This is a genomic window from Moorena sp. SIO2C4 (assembly GCF_010672485.1).
GTDB lineage: Bacteria > Cyanobacteriota > Cyanobacteriia > Cyanobacteriales > Coleofasciculaceae > Moorena > Moorena producens.
Map to the genome: position 1 here is coordinate 1 of NZ_JAAHGN010000155.1, position 10,035 is coordinate 10,035.

Genomic DNA, 10,035 nt, shown 5'->3' on the forward strand with positions numbered 1-10,035 from the left:
TTGCGCATTTAAATTGGTTTTTCCCCGTTCCCAGATCCGCTGATCCGAAGTTCCCTTTGAGCAATTTAGGTATCCCAATCTAAATGCTTAACAGCTTAGTAAGGTAACTGGATTTGCCCTAGTCCAAAACAACCAAGTTATTTGGGGAATGGAATTAGAGCACAGAGGAGGATTAATTAAGAAAAAACTAGAGTCTAGAGGCGCTGTAAGGCGTGGGAGACGTAACCGCAACACCCGCTACAGGAAACCCAGATTCCTTAACCGTAAGCGTCCAGAGGGATGGCTTCCACCTAGTCTAGAACACAGAATTTTGACTATTCAGACTTGGGTAAAACGATTGATTAAATTCTGCCCAGTCAATGAGATTTGGGTCGAAAGGGTTAAGTTTGACACCCAAAAAATGCAAAATCCTGAAATCAGTGGCATTCAGTACCAGCAAGGAGAGTTAGCCGGATATGAGGTTAGAGAGTACTTACTTGAAAAATGGGGAAGAGAATGCACTTACTGTGGTAAGCAATCCGTTCCATTGCAAATCGAACACATTCACCCAAGGTCACTTGGTGGAAGCGATTCGGCTTTGCCGACGCTACGCGAACGCGTAAGTAATCTTTGTTTGGCTTGTGAAAAGTGTAATCAACGCAAAGGTAACAAGCCTATAGAAGACTTCTTAAAAAAGAAGCCAAGTCTACTGCAAAAAATCAAATCTAAAGCTAAGCAGCCATTAAAAGATGCAACAGCAGTAAATGCAACTCGGAACAAGTTAGTTAAGGTACTTCAATTAATCAAGGTTGTGGTCACCGGAACGGGAGCGCAAACCAAATACAACCGGACTAGATTAGAACTACCTAAGCAGCACTGGATTGATGCCGCTTGTGTTGGGGATATTGAGACCTTAGTGTTGAGAACCTCTCAGCCGCTGTTAGTCACTTGCAAGGGACCCGGAGGGAGACAGAAAGCAGCACTTAACAAATACGGTTACCCCATCAGACACAATCCATTAAAACCAATCAAAGGCGCTTGTTACTGGGGACATAGCCAAGCATCAAAAACTAGGAATAGGTAAAGTCACCCCTAGAAGCAAAGGAAGCTTTGGATTTACCCCGTTAGGAACCAAGGGCTACAAAAGTTGCAAACCTCAAGATATATCGGCAATATACCGAAAAGATGGATACACTTATAGCTTTTGCTAGTATCTGCCGAGATTTACCAGGGAATAGTTGTCCTGGAAGTTCCTGTCTGATGCACTGCCCACCCTACATCTCTCCCCCGACTCCCGACTCCCGACTCCCGACTCCCGACTCCCGACTCCCGACTCCCGACTCCCGACTCCCGACTCCCTATTCCCTATTCCCTTAATAACCAATTCAAGTAATCACAATATCCAATTCCGAAACCCCATACTCCCGGGCTTTAGCACACCGTTCAATATAAAGTTCAACCACCCGGTCTTGGTGATTACTCTGTAAAAGTTCCTCAAAAATCTGTTGCGCCTGAGCAAAGTCTTCTTCTACATAATAGGAAACTGCTTCCTCAAACCGAGGAGTCGTGTCGGACTTGAAAGCAATCAAATCCTCAGGATTAGCATCATACACTTCAAAGATTTCCACTGGTTGACTTTTACCCTTCACATTGACTCGCCCTAGACGCCGATAATGATAACTGTCTCGATTATCCAGATCAGTCAAGGTGGGTTTACTAATCAAAATCTCTGCTCCATAAATCTTGGTTAAACTTTCCAAACGGGAGGCCAAATTTACAGTATCAGCAATCACGGTTGTATCCATCCGTTCAGATTCCCCCACTGTACCTAAAATTAAACTCCCCTTGTGCAAACCAATACCAATCGCAATCGGTTCATAACCACTATTGTTCCGATGGGAGTTATAACTATAAACTTGCTTTTGCATCTCAATGGCTGCCTTTAGGGCATGATCAGCCTTTTCGGGAAACAACGCCATCACCGCATCACCAATATATTTATCAATGAAGCCGTTATAATTACGAATCACTGGACTGACTCGACTTAAATAGTCATTGATAAAATTAAAATTGTCTTGCGGTGACATCCTCTCTGATAAACTAGTAAAGGAGCGAATATCCGAAAAAAGTACCGTCATCTCTTTTTGGACATAGTCCCCTAATTGGACATCAAGAATACTTTCCCTTTCTAAAAATTGCAGAAACTCCCGAGGCACAAAGCGTCCATAAGCTACATTAATTTTGGCTAACTGAAGATGGGTCTTAATTCTTGCTAGCAATTCATTCTTGGATATGGGCTTAGTTAAATAATCATTCGCTCCTGCTGCAAATCCTGCTACCAAATCTGAGATCTGATTTTTAGCAGTTAACAATACTACGGGTAGTTCATTCGGTAGAAATTTATCACGGATTTTTTTGCAGAACTCATAGCCGGTCATTTTCGGCATCATAATATCCAGTAAAATCAAGTCTGGTCTGCATCCTTGGCAAATTTTTGTGAATGCATCTAGGCCATTAACTGCTTGAATAATATTATAGTTGTGCAGAGAAAGATGGTTGACCAAAACCTGAAGATTTACTGGTTCATCATCTACAATCAAGATGTTAAATGCTTCGACGGTTGGTGATGATAGGTTCTGATCAGATATCAGGTGATCAGATATCAGGTGATCAGATATCAGGGGTTCAGAGTCATTTGCCATCGCCAAATAATTCTGAACCTGGGAAACTTCCTCTCGCTGTTTCCTCTCTACTTTACCTGTTGATATCGGTAGGGTGAAACTAAACTGTGAGCCAAGGTTTGGGGTAGACTCCACATCAATATCTCCGCCGTGGAGCTGCACCAGTTTTTTAGTAAGCGCTAAACCTAACCCCACTCCTCCATATTTCCTATTAATGGAGCCATCCCCTTGTTCAAAAGCTTCAAAAATTCGGTCTAATTTATCAGGTGGGATACCAATCCCTGTATCAGAAACGGTAATTTTTAGATAAGAATTTACCACCTCTGCTGACACTTTAATCGTACCACGTTCAGTAAATTTAATGGCATTACCCACTAAATTATAGAGAATCTGTTGGAGTCTGTTTTCATCAGCATCGACTGGGGGAATCGATGAGGAAACTTGATTAATCAGTTGTAGGTTTTTATTAACCACAAGGGGACGGGATAGCAATAAAACAACTTCTGTTATTTCTCGCATCCCCACTGGCTTAATTCTCAGGTTGATTTGTTTATGCTTGAGGGCAGAAAAATCCAGTAAATCGTTAACAAGCTGAGTTAACCGTTTGCCACTAGAGACAATCAGAGAAAGATTAGATGCTGTTGACTGGGATAACTTACCTGTTGCTCCATCAATCAGGGATTCAGCAATGCCGATAATGCCATTCAGAGGTGTTTTAAGTTCATGGGATGTATTGGCTAAGAATTCATTTTTGAGCTGATCCATTTCCTGAAGAGCAGCATTCTTAGTTTCTAGCTTCTGGTTATACTCCTTTAGCAGTCGCCTGGTTTCAGCAAATCGTCGTTCTAAAATTAATGCTAAGGATAGGATAAACAGCAACATTCCCCAAGGATACAATCGTTGATACCAATTTTCCGGTTCAAAGCGATAAACTAAAATATCATGCATTCCTCCTATAGCCAGGATAGATAATCCGAAACTAAATAGTTTAGCATAATAGTTTTTCTGAGTGATAGCTATAGGAATCGCATGGAGCAATAAAATTATTGTACTACCCAGGAGCAAGTAGTGATCAATAGATATCTCATACAACCAGGAACTTTTGTAGATAACAATTAATCCTAAAGAAATGACCGAATAAATTAGGTGAATTTGCCATAACCGCTGGATGATGGAAAAGTAGCCTGAGCCAAATATTTCTTCAAAACCAATAAGAGTGAGAATAGGAAGAAAACAAAAAGCCGTATATCGAATATGCTCCCAATTCAGTGAATCCTTAAATAATAAGGGAATAATGGTTGATTGGCTAAGGTTGTAAATGCCTCCAGCTATAGCTAATAATGCAAAGGCTAGAATCAATCGTTTGTCTTGAGACCGGAATAAACAGGTTAAACTAAACCACAGCCCAATTAAAATAAAAATACATCCTAAAACGGTGCTGATTTCGTCTTTGAATAAACACCGAATTACGTTAAATTTAGAACCAATAACTATCCGGTCGAAAAATCCGATATAAATAGACTGCTCAGTCCCTACGTAAACATTAATGAACAATGATTTTCCATAAAAATTTGAATCAATAGGAACAATTGGCCATTGATACCCGTCACCATTAGCTGGAGGCAATGAGTTAGGGGATAATCGGGTATAAATCAGTTCCTGATCTAAATAAGCTTCTAGTATATTCGGAACTGCTCCGAGATAAAGAGTGGGAGATTGCCATTTACCGTCTGGTAACTTAACCTTTAACCAAACATTGTTTTGCTGTTGATCTGCCGGTGACTTCCATAATCTTTTTGGAAACGTAAATTCTTTCCAGCAAGGCTCGCCCTTGGCAATCTCGACCTTAGTACAAAGCTTGGCATGACGGAGGTTATTCATAGAAACATCACCCCAGAGATAGTGCCATCCTTGGGTAATCTTCAATGGTGGCAAGGTTTTAGATGCCTGAGATTGTGCTTGACTAGGTGCTATGGTTAATAGGCTAATCAGTACTGATATCAAAAAAGCACCCAAACACAAGGGGATTTGGGCACGTTTCCAACTAAACATACGTTTCACTGGTATCTCCTGGAGGGGCTATGGGTAACACCCCTCCTCTACTAGTTTAAGTTGGATTTTGGAGCTTGGAAACTGTTTGTTAAACTTTACTTACCAGTCTCTGATTCTTCAATGTTCAAATACATCTCGATAGTGCAACAAATCGAGAGATACCATAGTCGGTAACGCCTCAAAGCACTGTTGAGCTAATTCCCAACGGTCTTCCCGTTGCAGCATATTGATCAGTTTTTGCCGCACATTCAACAAGTAGCGTACATCATTAGCAGCGTATTCCAACTGCTCATCGGACAGGTTAGCGACATTACCCCAGTCAGAACTCTGAGCACTTTTATCCAAATCTATCCGTTCTAGCTCTTTGACCAATTCTTTGAGACCATGGCTACTAGTATAGGTGCGGGCTAACTTACTAGCAATCTTGGTGCAGAATACAGGATTGACTTCAATACCGAGATTTTGCCTGAGCATAGCGACATCAAACCGAGCAAAGTGAAATACTTTGAGCACATTAGTCGCTTCTAACAACTGTTTTAATCGGGGTGCTTCTGTTTGTCCTTTGTCAATGCGGACAAAGGTGACTCGTCCGAGTGGATCACACAGCTGTACAAGACATAAGCGATCGCGTTGGTAAATCAGTCCCATGGTTTCGGTATCCACGGCGAGGGAATCTGCCCTTAGATACTCTTGGCATATAGATTCGGGTAAATCGCGATCGCAAACTTGAAAATCCTTCAATTCTTCAATTACAGTTGTGTTGGTCATTGGTTCAAAGGTTATAGGTTGTAGGTTCTAGAAGTTTGTTGGATGGGATAGTGTTTGATGCGATAGTTTTGATGGGATAATATTCTTAGGGAGAACTCCCAGGATTTGGTTGATTCGATGCTCCTATGGGGTACCGTTTCTGTTCCCATGAGGAGAACGGAAAAGGCACAGTTATTCGTGAAGATGACAGTCACCACTGATACTAACCACTAGCGGTAGTGTTAGTTATCGCTTTAAAGCGATGTTATAGCACCATAACTAGCAACTAAATCACAGTGGTTACTAGAGTTAAGGACCCTTGATCAAAACTTGAGTTAATTCCACAGTAAAGATAAGCATTCCCAAACTAATCTTGAGCAATGCTTTTGGCATGAGCAGGCTGGCTAAACCCTGGGCTCTAATTTCTGGGAATTTCTAATTTCTGGGAATTACTGTATCGTAGTTTACAATTTACCCTTGACAGTCCACATGTCCTACTTATTTTTTATTTTTTTAATCTTTCGAGGTCTGAGCTGACATAAATTTAGCAACAGTTTGCACATCCTTATCACCCCGACCGGAACAGTTAATCACGATCTGGGGATTACCACTGAGTTGGGGACACAGAGTTTCGAGATATGCGATCGCATGAGATGTTTCCAGTGCCGGTATAATTCCCTCCAGCTCAGACAACCGTTGAAACGCAGCCACCGCTTCTTGGTCTGTAACACTATAATACTCTGCCCGACTACTATCTTTCAAATAGCTATGCTCTGGACCGACACCAGGATAGTCCAATCCAGCACTAATCGAGTGAGCTTCGAGCACCTGACCATCATGATCTTGGAGCAAATAACTCATTGCCCCGTGCAACACTCCTGGTCGTCCAAGAGTGAGGGTAGCCGCATGTTTAGCAGAATCCACACCAGCGCCTGCTGCTTCCACGCCAATCAACCGCACAGTGGGTTCATTAACAAACTCATGGAACAGGCCCATGGCATTGGAGCCACCTCCCACACAAGCTAACAATATATCCGGCAAACCGCCCCACTTTTCCAAACATTGAGCGCGAGTTTCCTGGCCAATCACAGCATGGAAATCCCGTACCATTTTTGGGTAAGGATGAGGACCTGCCACTGACCCAAGGATATAGTGAGTGGTTTCGACATTTGTCACCCAGTCTCGAATCGCTTCCGAGGTCGCATCCTTGAGAGTACCGGTTCCAGCCGATACCGGTTGCACCGTTGCTCCCAGTAGCCGCATCCGAAACACATTCAGGGATTGCCGTTCCATGTCCTGAACGCCCATATAAATGACGCATTCGAGACCAAATCGAGCACATACTGTTGCGGTAGCCACACCATGCTGACCCGCTCCCGTTTCAGCAATGATGCGCCGCTTACCCATGCGCTTGGCTAGCAATACCTGAGCCAGAGCATTATTTATTTTGTGAGCACCAGTGTGATTTAAATCTTCCCGTTTTAGATAAATCCGTGGTCCACTACCATCAGATTTGGTATAGTAGTTACTCAGACGTTCAGCAAAATAGAGAGGACTAGGACGTCCTACATAGTCTCGCAGCAGTTGTTGTAGTTCCTGTTGGAAATCCGGGTCATTACGGTATTGATCAAAAGACTGCTCTAGTTCACTTAGAGCAGGCATCAGGGTTTCTGGGACATACTTGCCACCAAATTTCCCAAAACGTCCCAAAGCGTCCGGTTGTTGGGTCGGTTGGTCCCTATCGTCGCCGATACTAAGGGGTAGGGGTGTTTTAGTCACAGCGGTGTCACACAATTTATAGAACGAACATCTCGACTATTTATTATAAAACCCAAAATCCCCTACCACCAGTCCTATAGCATTTGGGCTCAACATTAACAATTATTTTGAGCTAATGTAGAAAAATAATCACCATAACTACCATACCGGTGCCTAAGCAGCTTACCATGAATGAACCAACTGATCAACAAATTAACAATCACTCCAATTCTGTAGAGGCAGACGTTCAGCCAAAGGTCAGTGTCGAAGAATTCAGTATTAGTGGTAATGACCTGATTGACAAAGTTAAAGACCTAATTAATCAGGGGAATATTCGCCGAATTATGGTCAAAAATGAACAGGAGCGAATTTTGTGGGAGATTCCGCTAACTTTTGGAGTATTAGGAGGATTTACTGCTATTTTCTTGGCTCCTTGGTTAGTCGCCCTGGGAGCGATCGGGGCATTGGCAGCTAGATTGAAAGTAGTGGTGGAACGAAAGGAATAGCGGTCGAGATATCGTAGATATCTACCCTAACCCCTAAACAGGTATGGGACATCCTAGAGAAAGATTGCCTGCGATCGCTAAAGATGCTAAAAATATCTTAAGATATACTTAAGATATAATTTGAGCGGTCAACTTTGAGTTGTCAGCTTTGAGTTGTCAGCTTTGAGTTATCAGCAGTCAGCCAAAAGCCTACAAGTCACTCTGGACAACTAAACTAATTATGCCAGTGGGACTTAGATAATCATGGGTTTCTTGGTGTTTAGCTGGGGGGTTGCCAGTGCCACTGAGGTGCTTGGTGGCTTCAGCAAAGCAACCTGAGCAAAGCAACCTGAGCAAAATTGCCTAATCCTAGCTTCAAGCCGACTCTGAAAACTATCAGTAATTTCAATAATCTCCGGGACTGGATAAGTCAGTGGTATCACTGAGTTTGACCAGGGGCTGGTAAAGGACAGCAATTGACATCATTCAAGCAAACTTTGCCCCACTTTAAGGCCCAACGAACCAAACCCACCCGGTTATCAGTGGAAGTTTTGGTCAAAATGTTACTGATATGATTATCAACAGTGCGCTTACTGATTGCCAGCTCCTGGGCGATTTCGAGATTGGTTAAACCAGCCGCTACATGTTCGATGATTTGCAATTCGCGGTAAGACAGAGTTGCATGATTCTGGGATTTACCACTAGCCATAAGTAATTTTTCTCTAGTAGATATACCTATCTTATCTGATTTTACCGCCAATGGTGACCCGCTTCACTTAATTTGCCATGGGGAAATTAAGTGATTATCAATAAACAGGACAAGGAAGAGTATAGGAAGTGTGGCAGGAGTGTGGCAAGCATGGTAAGCGTGGTAAGTGTGGTAAGCGTGGGGAGTCAGATGAGCAACTGGCGTCGAAACGTAAGCTTATGCGCTACGCGCACGCTACACCGAACAGCTTTCAGCCATTCCCGTAGCGTGGCCAAGGCTGACGGCTGACGGCTGACGGCTGAATGCTTACGTCGAAACTTCTGAAATTCACATGAATGGAGAGCAACTAATGGAAGGTCTTAGTGATTTTATTAACGAGAGAATGGAAGAGTGGAAAGTCCCAGGGCTGGCAGTCGCTATTGTTCACGATAGCGAGATCATCTTTTGTGAAGGCTTTGGTTTTAGGGATGTAGAAAAAGGCTTAAAAGTAACCTCTAAAACCCTCTTTGCCATTGGGTCTTGCACTAAAGCCTTTACCACAATGGCTATGGGCATCTTGGCTGAGCGACGAAAATTAGATTGGGATAAACCAGTTAGACATTATCTGCCCACATTTAAACTATACGATGCCTATGCTAGTGAACACATGACTCTCCGTGACCTGGTCACTCATCGTTCTGGCTTACCCCGTCACGGTTTCATGTGGTATAACAGTCCTTTCACTCGTAAAGAAATAGTTGAGCGCTTACAGTATCTCGAACCTAATCATGAATTGCGGAGTGTCTATCAGTATCAAAATTTGATGTACATGACCGCTGGCTACTTAGTCGGTCAAATTGCCGAGAGCAGCTGGGAAGAATTTGTTCAGCAGGAAATTTTTAATCCTTTGTCGATGGCAGACAGCAATTTTTCCGTTGTCAAATCCCAGGAGACTGAGGATTTTTCCCTTCCTTATCGAGAGAAAGATGACGTAGTTAAAGCCATCCCATTTCGCAATATCGACACTATTGGTCCTGCTGGCTCTATTAATTCCAATGTTACTGATATGGCGAAGTGGCTTCTACTCCATCAAAACCAGGGAAACTATGAGGATAAGCAGATTATCAACCCTGGTATTCTGACTGAGATGTATACACCACAAATCGTGAAGCCGTCATCCCTTGAGTATCCGGAAATCTGGCATTACTCTTATGGATTAGGATGGTTTATCACTGCCTACCGAGGTCATAATCACGTTAAGCATGGGGGTAATATTGACGGATTTTCTGCCCTGACAACGTTGATGCCTCAAGATAAAATTGGTGTGGTAGTTCTCACCAATCTCCAAGGAACCCCATTGCCAGATCTTATAACTTATCACATTTGCGATCGCTTGCTTGGTCTCGACGAAGTTCCTTGGAATGAAAGGCAGAAGAGTAAGGTTGAGGAAGCTAAACAAGCGGCTGAACAAGGCAAACAGAACACCAAACCACAGCCTAAAACTGGCACTCAACCATCACATCCCCTAGAAGATTACACAGGAGATTTTGAGCATCCCGGATACGGAATAGTTTCCATTGCGCTCAAAGACCAGCAGTTAACCGCAACTTATAATTCCATCGTTGCGGAACTAAAGCACTACCAC

At 42.9% G+C, this 10,035-nt stretch carries 9 protein-coding genes; 5 read left to right on the forward strand and 4 right to left on the reverse strand.

What is annotated here, in order from left to right; all coding sequences use genetic code 11:
• The first annotated feature begins 148 nt into the window (after nucleotides 1–148).
• Nucleotides 149–1,063, forward strand: a complete 915-nt coding sequence (gene iscB, locus F6K20_RS11030; protein ID WP_287294668.1) for an RNA-guided endonuclease IscB — start codon at nucleotides 149–151, stop codon at nucleotides 1,061–1,063.
• A 101-nt stretch (nucleotides 1,064–1,164) separates the two neighbouring features.
• On the forward strand, nucleotides 1,165–1,356 hold the full coding sequence (locus F6K20_RS11035) for a hypothetical protein (RefSeq protein ID WP_287248508.1): 192 nt from the start codon (nucleotides 1,165–1,167) through the stop codon (nucleotides 1,354–1,356).
• Between the two features lie 8 nt (nucleotides 1,357–1,364).
• Here the strand turns inward: F6K20_RS11035 and F6K20_RS11040 are convergent, their stop codons facing one another.
• From F6K20_RS11040 to trpB, 3 genes are all read right to left on the reverse strand, one after another.
• Nucleotides 1,365–4,712 carry an ATP-binding protein gene (locus F6K20_RS11040; RefSeq protein WP_287294673.1) on the reverse strand — a complete coding sequence of 1,116 codons (3,348 nt, stop codon included), beginning with the start codon at nucleotides 4,710–4,712 and terminating at the stop codon, nucleotides 1,365–1,367.
• Between the two features lie 117 nt (nucleotides 4,713–4,829).
• Nucleotides 4,830–5,480, reverse strand: coding sequence for a ribonuclease H-like domain-containing protein (locus F6K20_RS11045; protein WP_287248510.1), 651 nt, complete (start codon nucleotides 5,478–5,480; stop codon nucleotides 4,830–4,832).
• Between the two features lie 492 nt (nucleotides 5,481–5,972).
• Nucleotides 5,973–7,238, reverse strand: a complete 1,266-nt coding sequence (gene trpB / locus F6K20_RS11050; protein WP_008187691.1) for a tryptophan synthase subunit beta — start codon at nucleotides 7,236–7,238, stop codon at nucleotides 5,973–5,975.
• Between the two features lie 167 nt (nucleotides 7,239–7,405).
• Between trpB and F6K20_RS11055 the strand changes: the two genes are divergently transcribed.
• Entirely contained in the window at nucleotides 7,406–7,723 is a 318-nt protein-coding gene (locus F6K20_RS11055) for a DUF4342 domain-containing protein (RefSeq protein WP_287294669.1), read from the forward strand.
• A gap of 418 nt (nucleotides 7,724–8,141) precedes the next feature.
• On the opposite strand, the gene pedR is transcribed toward F6K20_RS11055, so the two are convergent.
• The gene (gene pedR / locus F6K20_RS11060; protein WP_008187694.1) at nucleotides 8,142–8,411 is read right to left on the reverse strand and encodes a photosynthetic electron transport-dependent transcriptional regulator PedR; all 270 of its coding nucleotides are present in this window, start codon (nucleotides 8,409–8,411) and stop codon (nucleotides 8,142–8,144) included.
• A 90-nt stretch (nucleotides 8,412–8,501) separates the two neighbouring features.
• On the opposite strand from pedR, the gene F6K20_RS11065 reads away from it, so the two are divergent.
• Both F6K20_RS11065 and F6K20_RS11070 read left to right on the forward strand, forming a co-directional pair.
• Nucleotides 8,502–8,699 carry a hypothetical protein gene (locus tag F6K20_RS11065; RefSeq protein ID WP_131827044.1) on the forward strand — a complete coding sequence of 66 codons (198 nt, stop codon included), beginning with the start codon at nucleotides 8,502–8,504 and terminating at the stop codon, nucleotides 8,697–8,699.
• 61 nt (nucleotides 8,700–8,760) lie between these two features.
• A partial coding sequence (locus tag F6K20_RS11070; RefSeq protein ID WP_287294671.1) for a serine hydrolase occupies nucleotides 8,761–10,035 on the forward strand: 1,275 nt, incomplete at its 3' end.

Excerpts from the sequence above, each read along its gene's own strand:
- F6K20_RS11045 (WP_287248510.1), bottom strand. The coding sequence starts at position 5,480 with ATGACCAACACAACTGTAATTGAAGAATTGAAGGATTTTCAAGTTTGC.
- F6K20_RS11055 (WP_287294669.1), top strand. The coding sequence starts at position 7,406 with ATGAATGAACCAACTGATCAACAAATTAACAATCACTCCAATTCTGTA.
- F6K20_RS11040 (WP_287294673.1), bottom strand. The coding sequence starts at position 4,712 with ATGTTTAGTTGGAAACGTGCCCAAATCCCCTTGTGTTTGGGTGCTTTT.
- pedR (WP_008187694.1), bottom strand. The coding sequence starts at position 8,411 with ATGGCTAGTGGTAAATCCCAGAATCATGCAACTCTGTCTTACCGCGAA.
- iscB (WP_287294668.1), top strand. The coding sequence starts at position 149 with ATGGAATTAGAGCACAGAGGAGGATTAATTAAGAAAAAACTAGAGTCT.
- F6K20_RS11035 (WP_287248508.1), top strand. The coding sequence starts at position 1,165 with ATGGATACACTTATAGCTTTTGCTAGTATCTGCCGAGATTTACCAGGG.